Origin of the sequence: Pseudaminobacter soli (ex Zhang et al. 2022), from assembly GCF_014595955.1 — a bacterium.
In the GTDB taxonomy this organism is placed as follows: domain Bacteria; phylum Pseudomonadota; class Alphaproteobacteria; order Rhizobiales; family Rhizobiaceae; genus Kumtagia; species Kumtagia pseudosoli.
Window position 1 is genome coordinate 139759 of sequence record NZ_JABVCF010000013.1, and the last position, 14974, is coordinate 154732.

13 protein-coding genes are annotated in these 14974 nt (G+C 65.0%); 9 read left to right on the forward strand and 4 right to left on the reverse strand.

What is annotated here, in order from left to right; translation table 11 throughout:
• Window positions 1-27: 27 nt before the first annotated feature.
• Both plsY and dprA read left to right on the forward strand, forming a co-directional pair.
• The gene (gene plsY / locus HUI96_RS22475) at window positions 28-615 is read left to right on the forward strand and encodes a glycerol-3-phosphate 1-O-acyltransferase PlsY (RefSeq protein ID WP_188256940.1); all 588 of its coding nucleotides are present in this window, start codon (window positions 28-30) and stop codon (window positions 613-615) included.
• Entirely contained in the window at window positions 612-1739 is a 1128-nt protein-coding gene (dprA, locus tag HUI96_RS22480) for a DNA-processing protein DprA (RefSeq protein ID WP_188256941.1), read from the forward strand. Before plsY ends, dprA begins: the two co-directional genes overlap by 4 nt.
• Here the strand turns inward: dprA and HUI96_RS29125 are convergent.
• Complete coding sequence (locus HUI96_RS29125; protein ID WP_210320282.1) at window positions 1701-1898, reverse strand: hypothetical protein; 198 nt, start codon at window positions 1896-1898, stop codon at window positions 1701-1703. The two genes, dprA and HUI96_RS29125, sit on opposite strands and share 39 nt — an antisense overlap.
• Window positions 1899-2180: 282 nt before the next feature.
• Here HUI96_RS29125 and topA point away from each other — a divergent pair, with 282 nt between their 5' ends.
• From topA to rpmG, 6 genes are all read left to right on the forward strand, one after another.
• Window positions 2181-4796: a type I DNA topoisomerase gene (gene topA, locus HUI96_RS22485; protein ID WP_188256942.1), complete on the forward strand. Its 2616-nt coding sequence runs from the start codon at window positions 2181-2183 to the stop codon at window positions 4794-4796.
• Between the two features lie 6 nt (window positions 4797-4802).
• Window positions 4803-7127, forward strand: a complete 2325-nt coding sequence (rnr, locus tag HUI96_RS22490; protein ID WP_188256943.1) for a ribonuclease R — start codon at window positions 4803-4805, stop codon at window positions 7125-7127.
• A 2-nt stretch (window positions 7128-7129) separates the two neighbouring features.
• The gene (locus tag HUI96_RS22495) at window positions 7130-7573 is read left to right on the forward strand and encodes a DUF983 domain-containing protein (protein WP_188256944.1); all 444 of its coding nucleotides are present in this window, start codon (window positions 7130-7132) and stop codon (window positions 7571-7573) included.
• A gap of 48 nt (window positions 7574-7621) precedes the next feature.
• Window positions 7622-8356: an NUDIX hydrolase gene (locus HUI96_RS22500; protein WP_188256945.1), complete on the forward strand. Its 735-nt coding sequence runs from the start codon at window positions 7622-7624 to the stop codon at window positions 8354-8356.
• Between the two features lie 24 nt (window positions 8357-8380).
• Window positions 8381-9586: an MFS transporter gene (locus HUI96_RS22505; RefSeq protein ID WP_188256946.1), complete on the forward strand. Its 1206-nt coding sequence runs from the start codon at window positions 8381-8383 to the stop codon at window positions 9584-9586.
• A gap of 98 nt (window positions 9587-9684) precedes the next feature.
• Window positions 9685-9852, forward strand: coding sequence for a 50S ribosomal protein L33 (gene rpmG / locus HUI96_RS22510; RefSeq protein ID WP_188256947.1), 168 nt, complete (start codon window positions 9685-9687; stop codon window positions 9850-9852).
• 702 nt (window positions 9853-10554) lie between these two features.
• On the opposite strand, the gene HUI96_RS22515 is transcribed toward rpmG, so the two are convergent.
• Window positions 10555-11928 (reverse strand): PleD family two-component system response regulator, encoded by a 1374-nt coding sequence (locus HUI96_RS22515; protein WP_188256948.1) that lies wholly within the window; start codon window positions 11926-11928, stop codon window positions 10555-10557.
• Window positions 11929-11965: 37 nt separating this feature from the next.
• Window positions 11966-12322: a response regulator gene (locus HUI96_RS22520; RefSeq protein WP_273033208.1), complete on the reverse strand. Its 357-nt coding sequence runs from the start codon at window positions 12320-12322 to the stop codon at window positions 11966-11968.
• Window positions 12323-12542: 220 nt separating this feature from the next.
• Between HUI96_RS22520 and HUI96_RS22525 the strand changes: the two genes are divergently transcribed.
• Window positions 12543-12845: a DUF3572 domain-containing protein gene (locus HUI96_RS22525; RefSeq protein WP_188256950.1), complete on the forward strand. Its 303-nt coding sequence runs from the start codon at window positions 12543-12545 to the stop codon at window positions 12843-12845.
• A 75-nt stretch (window positions 12846-12920) separates the two neighbouring features.
• Here the strand turns inward: HUI96_RS22525 and HUI96_RS22530 are convergent, their stop codons facing one another.
• Window positions 12921-14906: a protein-L-isoaspartate(D-aspartate) O-methyltransferase gene (locus HUI96_RS22530; protein WP_188256951.1), complete on the reverse strand. Its 1986-nt coding sequence runs from the start codon at window positions 14904-14906 to the stop codon at window positions 12921-12923.
• Window positions 14907-14974 lie beyond the last annotated feature (68 nt).

A 14974-nucleotide genomic window follows, 5' to 3' on the forward strand; every position in this document is an offset into this window, starting at 1 on the left:
CGGGGCCGGCCAACGAGCCGAGGGGTCATGACGCTCAACATCATCGCCGCGCTGGCGTTCGGATATCTGCTGGGGTCGATTCCCTTCGGCCTGCTGATCACGCGCGCCGCCGGCCTGGGTGACGTGCGCAACATCGGCTCGGGCAATATCGGCGCCACCAACGTCTTGCGGACAGGCAGGAAGAGCCTCGCCGCTCTCACGCTGCTGCTCGACGCATTGAAGGGCACCGCAGCGGCCCTGATCGCCGGCCGGTTCGGCCTCGAGGCCGGCATGGCGGCCGGCTTCGCTGCCTTCATCGGCCACATCTTCCCGGTCTGGCTGGGTTTCAAGGGCGGCAAGGGCGTGGCGACCTACATCGGCGTCCTGCTCGGGCTTGCCTGGCAGGCGGCACTGGTGTTCGCCGGCGTCTGGATCGTCGTCGCCCTTCTCACACGCTATTCGTCCCTGTCCGCGCTGGTAGCGACGATCGCCGTACCCGTGTTCCTGTGGGCCACGGGAAGCACTGAGATCGCGGCGGTCCTTGTCGTTATGTCGGTGATCGCCTGGATCAAGCACCGCGCCAACATTGCGCGGCTGCTCGCCGGGACAGAGTCCAGGATAGGGTCCAAGGGATGAGCGAAGCCGGGCCGCGCCTGTCCGAACGGCAGCGGCTCGCATGGCTGAGACTGATCCGCACTCCGAACGTCGGGCCCGCCACGTTCCGCGATCTGATCAACCGCTTCGGGTCGGCGGAGGTGGCCATCGAACGGCTGCCTGAACTGCTGCGCAATGCGGGTTCGCAGCGCGCGCCGCGCGTGCCGTCGGTCGCGGCGGCTCAAGCCGAGATGGAGACGGCGGCCCGGGCGGGCGCCCGCTTCGTCGGGATCGGCGAGGCGGACTATCCGCCGCTGCTGCGGCGCATGGAGGCTCCTCCGCCGCTTATTGCCGTCAAGGGCAATGCTGCGGTGTTCTCGCTTCCGACGGTCGCGATCGTCGGCGCGCGGAACGCCTCGCTGGCCGGGATGAAGATGGCGCGCAGGCTCGCGACCGCACTCGGCAAGGAAGGCTATGCTGTCGTGTCGGGCCTGGCACGGGGCATCGATACGGCTGCACATGACGGCAGTCTCGATACCGGGACGGTGGGCGTGTTCGCCGGCGGACTTGACCGGCCCTACCCTCCTGAGAACCTCAATCTCTGCGAAAGCATCACGAAGACCGGCGCGATCGTCTCGGAAATGCCATTCGGCTGGGAGCCACGAGCCCAGGATTTTCCCCGCCGCAACCGGATCGTCGCAGGCATGTCGCTCGGCCTCGTCGTGGTCGAGGCGGCGCGCCGCTCCGGTTCGCTGATCAGCGCCCGGCTGGCGGGAGAAATGGGGCGAATCGTGTTCGCCGTGCCAGGGTCTCCGCTCGACCCGCGCGCGGAAGGCACGAACCGGCTGCTCAAGGACGGCGCAATACTCGTCACGGAGCCCGACGACATATTGGCAGCGTTGGCGCCCCTCGCCCGGACCCCTGCCCCGACCAATCTCGCCGCAGAGGAGCCGCCCGACTTCTCGGAAGCACCGCCGTCTGCCGATTCCGACCGCGCCAAGATGCTGGAGGCGCTTAGCCCGGTTCCCTGCGGGGTCGACGAGATCATCCGCCACACCGGCCTGCACCCGGCGCAGGTGTTCATGCTCCTTCTTGAACTCGATCTCGCCGGACGGCTGGAGCGCCACTCAGGAGGCGCTGTCTCGCTTCTCTTTCCGGACACTTAGCGGCGAGTCGCCTTGGATGATGTCATGCACCTCCAGATAGGCCATCTCGATCAGGTAGGCGAGCATGTCGCAGCGTTGGGCCCTGGCCATGGTGCGAAGTTGCCCCAACATCGTCTGGATATAGTCCAGCGTTTCCGTGCGACCGGCATGAGGTGGCATCGGTCCCCCGATCAGGCTGGCCGGAGACGCGCCAGTGCACGCTGCCGGCGAAATTCGCCTACCAATGTATGCAATCGGCAGACGTGGTTTTCATATCATAATAACCTAGGATTGCAAGAAATCCTCGCCTATCCCCTTGGTTGTAGCAGGTGCCACCTCAACGCCAGATGGGGTCCACCCTTGACCTGACCGCTTTCCACAGCCATGTGACGGACCCGACTCTACCGCGAACGGCTTTCGCCTAACCGCGGCCCCACTCGCCAAGCGCACAAATGGACATCAATGGACGTCGTCGTCGTTGAATCGCCTGCGAAGGCAAAGACCATCAACAAGTATCTCGGCCGCAACTACAAGGTGCTGGCCTCCTACGGCCATGTCCGCGATCTGCCGGCCAAGGACGGATCGGTTCGCCCGGATGAAGACTTCGCCATGTCCTGGGAGGTCGACGGCCCCTCCTCCAAGCGGCTCAGCGAAATCGCCAAGGCGGTCAAGGAAGCCGACGGCCTGATCCTGGCGACCGACCCGGATCGCGAGGGCGAGGCGATTTCCTGGCACGTCCTGGAGGTGCTGCAGCAGAAACGCGCGCTGAAGGATAAGCCGGTCAGCCGCGTCGTGTTCAACGCCATTACCAAGCAGTCTGTCCTCGACGCGATGGCCAATCCCCGTCAGATCGATGCGCCGCTGGTGGAGGCCTATCTGGCGCGCCGTGCGCTCGACTACCTGGTCGGCTTCACGCTTTCGCCGGTGCTGTGGCGCAAGCTGCCTGGGGCGCGCTCGGCAGGGCGCGTCCAGTCGGTGGCGCTGCGGCTCGTCTGCGACCGCGAAGCCGAGATCGAGCGCTTTGTCCGCCAGGAATACTGGCAGATCGCCGCCACGTTGAGCACGCCACGGGCCGACACGTTCGAGGCGCGGCTGACGGGCTTCGAAGGCAAGAAACTGCAGAAGCTCGACATCGCCAACAAGGAGATGGCGGACAACATCAAGGTAATGCTGGAAGGCGCCAGCTTCCGCGCGCTCTCCGTCGACGCCAAGCCCACCAAGCGCAATCCGGCGCCGCCCTTCACCACCTCCACCTTGCAGCAGGCGGCTTCGTCGCGGCTCGGCTTCCCGGCGGTCCGAACCATGCAGGTCGCTCAGCGGCTCTACGAAGGGCTGGACATCGGCGGCGAGACGGCCGGCCTGATCACCTACATGCGAACCGACGGCGTGCAGATGGCGCCGGAGGCGCTGAGCGCCGCGCGATCGGCGATCTCCAAGGAATTCGGCGACCGCTACCTGCCAGAAAAGCCGCGCTTCTACTCGACCAAGGCCAAGAATGCGCAGGAGGCGCACGAGGCGATCCGCCCGACGGACTTCTCGCGCACGCCGGCTTCGGTGCGCCAATATCTCGATGCCGACCAGTTCAGGCTCTACGAGATGATCTGGAGGCGCGCCATCGCCAGCCAGATGCAACCTGCGGAGATCGAGCGCACGACCGTCGAGATCGAGGCGGTCAACGGCAGCCGGACGGCAACTTTGCGCGCGGTCGGCTCGGTGATCCGCTTCGACGGCTTCATCGCCGCTTATACCGACCAGAAGGACGAGGATGCGACCGACGACGAGGAAGGTGGCCGGCTGCCTGAAATCCGCGCCGGCGAGGCACTCGATCGCAAATCGATCCAGGCGACCCAGCATTCCACCGAGCCGCCGCCGCGCTATTCCGAGGCTTCGCTGATCAAGAAGATGGAAGAGCTCGGCATCGGCCGTCCTTCCACCTACACGGCCATCCTGAAGACGCTCGAGGACCGCGACTACGTCACCATCGACAAGCGCAGGCTGATCCCGCAGTCGAAGGGCCGGCTGCTGGCGGCGTTCCTGGAAAGCTTCTTCGCCAAATATGTCGAGTACGACTTCACCGCCGACCTCGAGGAGAAACTCGACGAGATCTCCGACGGCAAGCTCGTGTGGAAGGACGTCCTGCGGGATTTCTGGCGCGATTTCTCGGCTGCAATCGACGAGATCAAGGATCTGCGGGTCGGCGACGTGCTGGACGCGCTGAACGAGGAGCTTGCGCCGCTGATCTTCCCGCCGCGCGGGGACGGGTCGAGCCCGCGCGCCTGCCCCAAATGCGGATCGGGTACGCTGTCGCTCAAGCTTGGCAAGTTCGGCGCCTTCATCGGCTGCTCGAACTATCCCGAATGCGGCTATACGCGCCAACTCGGCGAGGCGAACGGCGACGGCGAGGCCGGTGCCGCGGAAGACGGCACGAAGGTGCTCGGCAACGACCCCTACACGGCTGAAGAGATCACGCTGCGCAACGGTCGCTTCGGCCCGTATGTGCAGCGGGGCGAAGGCAAGGAGGCCAAGCGCTCGAGCCTGCCCAAGGGCTGGACCGCCGACACGATCGACCACGAGAAGGCGCTGGCGCTGCTTTCCCTCCCACGCGACGTCGGCAAGCACCCCGAGAGCGGCAAGATGATCTCCGCGGGCCTCGGCCGCTATGGTCCGTTCCTGCTGCACGACGGAACCTACGCAAATCTGGAGAGTATTGAGGACGTGTTCTCGATCGGCCTCAATCGCGCGGTCTCCGTCATCGCGGAGAAGCAGACCAAGGGTAGAGGTGCACGCGGCGGTACGCCGGCGGCGTTGAAGACGCTCGGGGACCATCCGGACGGCGGCGCGGTGACGGTCCGCGACGGCCGCTACGGCCCTTATGTGAACTGGGGCAAGGTCAATGCCACGATCCCGAAGGGCAAGGACCCGGCCTCCGTCACGCTCGAGGAAGGGCTCGCCCTGGTCGCGGAGCGCGAGGCCAAGACAGGCGGAGGCAAGAAGGCGTCGGCCAGAAAGCCTGCCGCGAAGGCGAAGGCAGCTTCGGCCAAGGCCAAGAAGCCGGCGTCGCAAAAGAAGAAGGAATGACGTCCTTTGGCGCGCAGATCGGGTTCCGAGAGGGATGAACGAGGCAAGGCTCCGGCTTACGGACCCGGCGCGCACCCCAGAACCGCAGGCGACTACCGCCCAACCCGCGACCAATTGCTCGCCTATATCGAGGAGAACCCCGACAGCGGCAAGCGCGAGATCGCACGCGCCTTCTCCCTGAGGAGCTCAGATCGCATCTGGCTGAAGGACACGCTCGCTGAACTGCAGGACGAAGGAGTGCTGGAGCGCAAGAAGAAGCGCGTCAGCCGCAGGGGCGCCCTGCCCCCGGTCGCGGTCCTCGACATCTTCTCGCGCGATACCGACGGCGTGCTGCTCGCCCGTCCCACCGAGGGCAATGACGGCTCGGAGGTTCCGATCGTGGTGGCGATCCGGACCGCCAAGAACGCCCGCGGCCCGGCGCCGGGCGTCGGCGACCGGGTCCTGGCGAAGACCTTCCGAAACAAGGACGAACACGGCGTCGCCTATACCGGCCGCGTCATGAAGGTGTTCGAGAAGCGCGCCAATCTCGCGCTCGGCGTGCTGCGCGAACTCTCCGGCGGCCGCCTGCGGGTGGTGCCGGTGGAGCGCAACAAGCCTGAATTCGAACTCGCGGAAGAGCACAGGGGCGATGCTCGGGACGGCGACCTCGTGGAGGTCGAGACGGGACGCTCCACCCGTTACGGGCTGCCGCAGGCGAAGGTTATGTCGGTCGTCGGATCGCTTACTTCCGAGAAGGCGGTCTCGATGATCGCCATCCATGCGCATGGAATCCCGCACGTCTTCCCGAACGAGGCGCTCGCCGAAGCCGAAGCCGCACAGCCGGCAGGCATGGAAGGCCACGAGGACTGGCGCGAACTGCCGCTGGTCACAATCGATCCGGCCGACGCAAAGGACCATGACGACGCGGTCCATGCCGCGCGCGACGACGATCCCCGCAATTCGGGCGGCGTGGTCGTCACCGTCGCGATCGCGGACGTTGCCTCCTATGTGCGGCCGGGCAGCGCGCTCGACCGCGAGGCGCTGAACCGGGGCAACTCGGTCTATTTCCCCGACCGGGTCGTTCCGATGCTGCCGGAGCGCATCTCCAACGATCTCTGTTCTCTCAAGGAGGGCGTCGACCGGCCAGCACTCGCGGTGCGCATGGTGTTCTCGGCCGAGGGGCAGAAGCTGCGCCACAGCTTCCATCGGATCATGATGCGCTCCGTTGCGCGCCTCTCCTACAGCCAAGCGCAGGCGGCGATTGACGGCGCTGCCGACGAAAAGACGGCTCCCATCCTGGACAGCGTGCTGAAGCCGCTATGGCAAGGCTATGACGTGCTTCACCGGGGGCGCGAGAAGCGCCAGCCGCTCGAACTGGATCTGCCGGAGCGCAAGATCCTGCTACGCCCAGACGGCACGGTCGACCGCGTCATCGTCCCGGAGCGCCTCGAGGCGCACAAGCTCATCGAAGAGTTCATGATCCAGGCCAATGTGGCTGCCGCCGAGACCCTGGAGGCCAAGCGGCAGAAGCTGGTGTACCGGGTCCACGACTCGCCGTCGCCGGTGAAGCAGGAATCGCTGCGCGAGTTCCTGAAGTCGATCGGCATCTCTCTAGCGCGCGGCGCGGACCTCAGGACCTCCAGTTTCAACAATATCCTGGACCGCGTGCGCGACAGCGAGCATGAAGCGCTGGTCAACGAGATCGTACTGCGCACGCAGAGCCAGGCGGTCTATTCGCCGGACAATCTCGGCCATTTCGGCCTGAACCTGCACCGCTATGCGCACTTCACCTCGCCGATCCGCCGCTATGCGGACCTGATCGTCCACCGCGCGCTGATTTCGGCGCTGCGACTCGGCAAGGACGGCCTCACGCAGACTGAAGAGGAGCGGCTCGACGACATCTCCGAACTGATCTCCGCTACCGAGCGGCGGGCGATGGCCGCCGAGCGCGAGACGGTCGATCGCCTGATCGCGGCGCATCTTGCCGAACAGATCGACGGAGAGTTCGACGGCCGCGTTTCCGGCGTCACCAATGCGGGACTATTTGTCCAATTGCCGCAGTATGGCACGGACGGTTTTATCCCTGTGGCGACTCTCGGGGACGACTACTATGTATTCGACGAGACGAGACGGGCCCTCGTGGGCCAGCAGTCGGGGACGGGATACCAACTGGCAGACCAGGTCAGGGTGAAACTTGTGGAAGTGGCGCCGCTCGCGGGCGCGCTGCGCTTCGAGATGCTGAGCGAACCGAAACCATTGCCGGGCGCGAGGCGTTCGTTTCACAAGGCCAAGGTGGCGCAGAGGCGCCAGCGCGGATCGTCGCCGAAACCGGGACAACGCCGCAGGAGATGATCATGGAAGAACAAGTTTTCGGCGGCGAGCACCATTCCGGCCGTCCTGCGCGCTCGCTAGGGACCGCGATGAAGCGCGGAATGCTCGGATGCTGCCCGAACTGCGGCAAGGGCCGGCTCTTCCGATCCTTCCTCAAGATCGTCGACCATTGCGAAGTCTGCGGCGAGGCGATGCATCATCATCGCGCCGACGACCTGCCGGCCTATCTGGTGGTCGTGATTCTCGGCCATATCATCGTCGCCGCCGCCATGACCGTCGAGCAATCGACGACGCTGTCACTGCCGCAGCACCTGGCGATCTGGATACCGCTGACGATCGTGCTCTGCGTGGCAATGCTGCGCCCCGTCAAAGGTGCGGTGGTGGGGCTGCAATGGGCGCTCTACATGCACGGATTCAGCGGCCGTGCCGACGCGCTCGATTCGCATCCGGAGATCGAGCACCGGTAACCGAAATTCACGGGTACATCTGCCACATTGCCTGATTAGGAAGCCCGAATGGACGGGATGACCAGAAGCGAGGTGGACAGAGCGGACGCGAAGGATTTCGCCTTAGGCGCGGGGCCATTGCGGCCGCGCGACGCCGCCACGTTGATTCTGCTGGACCGGGAAGACGGCGAGACGCGCGTGCTTCTGGGCCGCCGGCACGCCCGCCATGCCTTCATGCCTGGAAAATTCGTGTTTCCCGGCGGGCGCACCGACCCCGACGATGCCCGGGTGCCGGTCAGCGAAGGCTTGCACCCCTCGGATGCGGCCAAGCTCTCCGCCGGCCGGACCACCCCTGCCCGCGCCCGCGCCATCGCGCTTTCCGCCATTCGCGAGACCTATGAAGAGGCCGGTCTGTTGATCGGGCGAAGAACCTCGTTCGAGACGACAAAGGCAGGCTGGCGAGGTTTCGTCGAGCATGGCGTGGCGCCTTCGCTCTCCGGGCTGCGCTATGTCGCCCGTGCGATCACGCCGCCCGGCCGCGTGCGCCGGTTCGACACCCGCTTCCTGGCCGCCTGGCGCCACGACGTTGCCGTAGAGCTCGCGCAAGGAGGGCCGGCAGAAGAACTCGAGGAACTGGCCTGGATGCCTATAGAGGAGGCCATTGAAGCCGACGTACCGGCGATCACGCGAACGATCCTGGGCGAACTTCGCGAGCGCCTCGCGGCCGATCCCCTGCTCGTGCCGGGGGCTCCCATACCATTCTACCGAATGGTACGGGGCCGCTTCGTGCGCCACGTCCTGTAACTTTGAAGCTGCCGTTCGAGTCAAATGCCAGACGACGCTCACATTGTCGCCAGCAACAAGATTGAAGGTGAACACGCCGGCACCCGCTGGCTGGCGCTGACGGCAGCAATCGCCTCGATCAGCGTGGTCGGCATCGCCATTGGGCTCGGCATGCCGCTGCTCAGCATCATTCTCGAGAATCGCGGCCATTCGGCGAGCATGATCGGGCTCAACACCGCCGTCGCCGGGCTTGCCTCGATCGCAGGCGCCCCCATGGCCACGCCGCTCGCAATGCGTTTCGGCACGGTCTGGACGATGGTCGCCATGATCATCGTAGGGGCGCTCGCCTTCATGGGCTTCTACTTCGCGACCGCCTTCTGGATGTGGTTCCCGCTGCGCGTGGCGCTGCATATTGCGCTGACCATCCTCTTCATCCTCTCCGAATTCTGGATTTCCTCCTCCGCCCCGCCGCACCGACGCGGCTTCGTCTTGGGCATCTACGCAACCGTGCTCTCGCTCGGCTTTGCGGCCGGCCCCTGGCTGTTCTCGCAGATCGGCAGCAGCGGCTTCGCGCCGTTCGGAACAGTTTTCGTGCTGGTTATGGTTGCGGTGATCCCTGTCGCCGCCGCCTGGCGCGAGAGCCCGGTGCTGCACCCCAGCGGCGACGAAGGGGGACATTTCCTGCGCTACATCTGGCTGGTCCCGACCGCGACCGCCGCGGTGCTGGTGTTCGGCGCCGTGGAGACTGGGGGCTTTGCGCTCTTCCCCGTCTACGGGTCCCGGAGCGGCTATTCGGAAGGCGATGCCGCCCTGCTGCTCACCATGATCGGATTGGGCAACGTGCTGCTGCAGATCCCGATCGGCATGCTCAGCGACCGCATCGGCGACAGGCGATATCTTCTGCTCGTTTGCGCGATCGTCGGCCTGATGGGGATGCTGCTTCTTCCATCCATCGCGCACAACTGGCATCTGCTGGCAGCGGTGCTGTTCGTCTGGGGCGGCGTTGTTGCGGCGCTATACACGATCGGACTGGCGCATCTCGGATCGCGTCTGTCCGGCCATGAGCTTGCAAACGCCAACGCCGCCTTCGTTCTGTGCTACGGGCTCGGAATGGTGATCGGGCCTCAGGCGATCGGGCTGGGCATGGACATGTTCGGCAAGGAGGGTTTCGCCTGGGCGCTGGCGTCGATGTTCGTCTTCTACATCGTCGTTGCCTGCTGGCGCATCTTCGGGCGGGCCCGCAGCTCTTGACATTCCGGCCATGACCTTTATGTGTCCGGCCTGATTTCCGCGCCGGGGCCGCCGCCCTTCGAGGCGGTCAAACCCAGTCAGTCGAACGGAAGAAAACGATGGCAAAAGCCGCGAACATCAAGATCAAGCTGCTGTCCACCGCAGACACCGGCTTCTTCTACGTGACCAGCAAGAACAGCCGTACCAAGACCGAGAAGCTCTCGTTCCGCAAGTACGACCCGATTGCGAAGAAGCACGTCGAGTTCAAGGAAACGAAGATAAAGTAATCTTCGCATCCGCGACCGAAGCCGTTGAGCCGCCGCAAGGCGGCTTTTCGCGTTTCTGGGGAGTGCGTAGAGAGGCGAGCCTCTTCCGCCAGTCGTAGCGACTTTCGCCACTAGCCAAGTCCGCCCATGCATTCGTCATCCTCGGGCTTGACCCGAGGATCCATGCCGGAACCAAACGGCTGTGCGCTGGCGTCGCTGATCAGGACGGAATGGAAAGCAACGCGCAGCTGCCCGTTTCCTTCCACGCAGGAGCGCTGCCGGACAGTCACGGCATAAATCCTGGGGTCTCCGCGACGCCGCTACGCGGCTGCTCCGCCCTAAGATGACGATGGAGAGGGAAAATTCGGGGGCCGGTCGGCAATCTGGCAGCGGTACGAGGAGGCCACTATGCGCCAGTGCCGACCGGCCGACCCCACGGACCCAGGAGATGCGGCGGACCTGAGCATCATGGGGTAACTGGACGATTCAGCTGGTATCGGGGCGGTCCCAGCCCCTTCTGCTCTGAGATCATCGTCGCTCAGCAACAGTGGAAAATCAAGGAATTCTTAACCAATCCTCCCGAATCAATCCGAATAAGGTAAACGGTAGCGGGCCGATTGTGGCCCGAAGCGGGCGGAATCACGCTAGCTCCTCAGGATCAGGGTTCTTGGCGGGGTTTCACAGATTAGTGCGCCCAGACACACTGAACTTTTCGGCCATTGTTCAGGCGGCTTTCGCGACCACCCGATTGCGGCCGCCTGTCTTGGCTTCGTAGAGCGCAAGGTCGGCGCGCTTCATCAACTGCTCGACGCTGTCGACACCGCGCAGGATCGAGGACACGCCGACGCTGACGGTGACGTTGAGCAACTGGCCGCTGCTGCCGATCTCAAACGGATGGCGCTCGATCTCGGCGCGGATGCGCTCGGCGACCTTCTCGGCGATCATCGCATCCGTATCCGGCATGACCACCACGAATTCCTCCCCGCCGAAACGGCAGGCGAGATCGATGCCGCGGACGTTCTTGCGCAGCCGGCGAGCGAACTCGCGCAGCACGTCGTCGCCGCCGTCGTGCCCGTAGGTGTCGTTGATCGACTTGAAGCGATCAAGGTCGGTGATCATCAGCGACAGCGGCCGCCGGCGCGACACCGCCCTGTCGAACAGGGTGTTCAGATGGCTGTCGAGATAGCGCCGGTTGTGCAGGCCCGTCAGGCCGTCGATCACCGCCATCTCGATGGTCTCGGTGACGCTGGCGCGCAGCTGATCGTTGTAGCGCTTCCGCTTCACCTGGGTGCGAAGCCGGGCGATCAGTTCGTGAGGGTCGACGGGCCGCATGAGGTAGTCATTTATGCCGAGTTCCAGCCCGCGGATGATGCGTTCCTCCTCGCCGACATTGGCCAGGAGAATGATCGGCAGGAATCGCGTGCGGTCGAGCGAACGGATCTGCGAGCAGAGCCGCAGCGGGTCGTAGCTCGAGAAGGCTGTCGAGATCAGGACACATTCGTAGGGCGCTGCGGCGGCTTCGAAGAAGCCGGCCTGCGGATCGTTGACGACCTCCAGCACCGCGTGGTCGCGCAGATGGCGGGCGATGCGATCGCAGGAGGACGGGCGCTCGTCGATCAGCAGCACCTTCGGCACCGCCTGCTCCTCTGGCAGCCGTCGTGAAAGCAGTTCCTCGATGCCGATGTCCCGGGTGGTGGCGGCGCGCAGCCGCAGTTCGTCCGTCAGCGTCTTCAGCCGCACGAGGCTTTTCACCCGCGTCATCAGCTGCAAGTCGTTGACCGGCTTCGTCAGGAAATCGTCCGCCCCTGCCTCGAGACCGCGGATGCGGTCCGAGCCTTGGTCGAGCGCGGTGATCATCACGACCGGGATGTGGGCCGTGGCCGGATCGCCCTTGAGGCGGCGGCAGACCTCGAAGCCGTCCATCCCCGGCATCATGACATCGAGTAGAACGACGTCCACCTTGCCGTTCTCGCAGGTCTCGATCGCGTCTTCGCCGTTGGATGCGGTGAGCACCTCGAAATATTCGGCGAGCAGCCGCACTTCCAGCAGCTTCACATTGGCTGGCACGTCATCGACGACGAGAATGCGCGCGGTCATCGGCTGCAGCAGCTCCGGGAAACTGAATGGTCGTGCATCATGCGTCGCCCAGATAGGATTTGATGGTCTCGATGAAGCGCGGGACCGAGATGGGCTTGGAGATGTAGGCCTCGCAGCCACCCTGGCGGATGCGCTCCTCGTCACCCTTCATCGCAAAGGCAGTTACGGCGATGACCGGAATGGTGTGCAGGTCGTCGTCCTGCTTCAGCCACTTGGTGACCTCGAGCCCGGAGACTTCCGGCAACTGGATGTCCATGAGGATCAGGTCAGGGCGGTGCGTGCGCGCGAGTTCCAGCGCTTCGAGCCCGTTTCGGGTGCGCACGGTCTCGTATCCGCTCGCCTCGATCAGGTCGCGGAAGAGCTTCATATTGAGCTCGTTGTCCTCGACGATCATTACCTTCTTTGCCATTTCACATCTTCCCGGAGCGGAGCGGTCATGCCCATCTTCCGCGCCCCATAGCCACATCGCGCCGAGCTTGAAGCCAAGCCTAGCCGAAGAACATTGACGAAACGGAAACTCCACCCGCTCAACGTGACAGCACCCGTCCCGGCTTGCTCCTGACGCGACCCTTCACTACTCAAGCCGGACAGGAAGATGAAGGGACGGTCGTAAGATGGCGAAGGGAAAGGCACTGTCGAGGCAGGATGCAGAGGCGCTGGCGATCGGCGCGCTGTCCTACGTCGCCGCAGACCCCGTGCTGTTGCCGCGCTTCCTTGCGCTCACGGGCATCGAGGCGACGAGCATCCGCCATGCCGCGCAGGAGCCGGGATTTCTCGCCGGCGTACTTGGTTTCGTTGCGGCGCATGAGCCAACGCTGATCGGCTTTGCCGAACATGCCGGCGTGGAGCCTGCCATGGTCACCGAGGCGCTGAATACGCTTCCGACGGGCGACGCGCGCTATGACCGCTCGACCTGAGGTACGTTGAGAAAAAGATTCAGCTTCGGCTGACAAGCGTCTGGCTCAAAGGGTTTTTCTGCATCTTATTCCCCGTCACAGCGCGAACGGGAACGTGTCGGGCGTGTGCGCCCGGTCGGGCGGAGGCGCGGGTAGCGGTGTGACCGCTTTGGTGCGCTGGAACCAGACATAGGCGTCGAACTGCTTCGATAGCGACGCCTCGGCATAGTGGCTCAAGAGTTCCGTCTCGGGCCGATAGATCACGCCGATGAACCGCTCGATACGCGGCGCAATCAGCGCTTCGGCCAGTTCGGAGTCGTTAGCCATGTCGAGCAGGAAGCGCGGCTTGCCGCTCTCGAGGCACAGGCGCTCATAGCTTTCCGCATGGGATGGCCGGACATCCTTGATTCGCATCTCTCCATCCCAGTCGTCGGCGGCGGCCACGGTGCCGGTGTCCGTGCCGAAGCCGATCAGCGCAGCCTGGTTGCCGAATCGTTCGCGGCAAAGCTGGCCGATGTTCAGTTCGTCGCGGATCCAGCCCATCTCGGTCTGCCGCGCGTCGCCGATGTGGGAATTATGGGCCCAGACCACCGCCTTGGAGCCGGGGCCGCGCGCTTCGAGCACGTGCTCCAGCGTCTCGAACATATGCCTGTCGCGCATGTTCCAGGTCTCGGCACCAGCGTAATACATGACGCGGTAATACTCCTCGGCGCTCGCAACGACGCGGGCGCTCTGAGCGGCATCGAGGAAGGCGTCGCCGTCCTGTCGCGCGTATTCCAGTCGCTTAGCCAGCAATTCGCGGCATTGCCTGACCACCGCCTCCTCACAGGCTTGGTAGCGTGAGCGCAGGATGGCGCGGCCGTAGGTGGAAGGCTCCTTCTGCCAGGGTGTCAGGCAGCCGTAGCGTTCCCGGGCGACCTTGGCCGCGTCCGGGTCGACGCGGTCGAGATAGGCGAGCACCGCCGCGATCGACCCGCTCATGTTGTAGAGGTCGAGCCCATAAAAGCCGGCGCGCTGCCGGGGCTCCGCGACACCCGCATTGTGCTGGCGCATCCATTCGAGGAACTCCGCCACCTCGGCGTTGCGCCACATCCAGGTCGGGAAGCGCTGGAAGGGCGGCTCGGTGCCCTTCCGAAGCGGCAGGCCCCGGACCCAGCGGTCCATGATGGCGGCGTCGGGCCAGTCCGCCTCGACCGCGACGATGGTGACGCCGTGCTTCTCGATAAGACGCCGGGTGATCGCAGCCCGCGCCCGGTAGAACTCGGAGGTGCCGTGGCTCGCCTCCCCCAGCAGCACGACTCGGCGGTCGCCAAAGCGGTCGAACATCGCGCCGAATGCGGGATCGTCCAGATCGGGCAGATCTTCCGCCGCATCCGCGATCATGGCAGGCAGCGACCGTCCCGGCGCGCGGTGGACTGCGGGTGCCTTCTCGTCCGGCGTCCAGCCGTGCTCGCCGATGAGCGGCACGAACATGACGGCGCCCAAATCCTCTTCCTCGAATTTTGTGGCGGCAACGCGCATGATGCGCATCAGCCGCTGCATACGCGGCTCCTCGCCGATCGGGATGACCAGGCGGCCGCCGATCTCGAGCTGTTCCTGTAAGGAGACGGGAACCGAAGGTCCGCCGGCCGCAACGATGATCGCATCGAACGGTGCCTGCTCCGGCCAGCCCTTCGTGCCGTCGCCGACGCGCACTTCGACATTGCGGAAGCCATTGGCGGCAAGCCTGTCCTCGGCCAGTCGCGCCAGATCCTCGTGGCGCTCGATCGAATAGACCCTGGAGACGATACGGGCCATCACGGCAGCCGAATATCCCGAGCCGGTCCCGACCTCCAGAACCTTGTCGGTCGGCTCCAACTCAGCCGCTTCCACCATGTGCGCCACGATGTAAGGCTGCGAGATCGTCTGCCCCCCGGCTATGGGCAGCGGCGAGTCCTCGTATGCGAACTCTTCGAACCCCTCCTGCACGAATTTCTCGCGCGGCACCGAGCGCATGGCATCCAGCACGCGCTGATCGCGCACGCCACGCCTTGCGATATGCGCCTCGACCATGTGGTGACGGGCGTGCTCATAGTCGAGCATGTCAGCACCTCCTGTCTCCGAACGAGCGAGGCCGGGCGGGAGTTCCGCCGCGATGCTCGGCAGGCCTG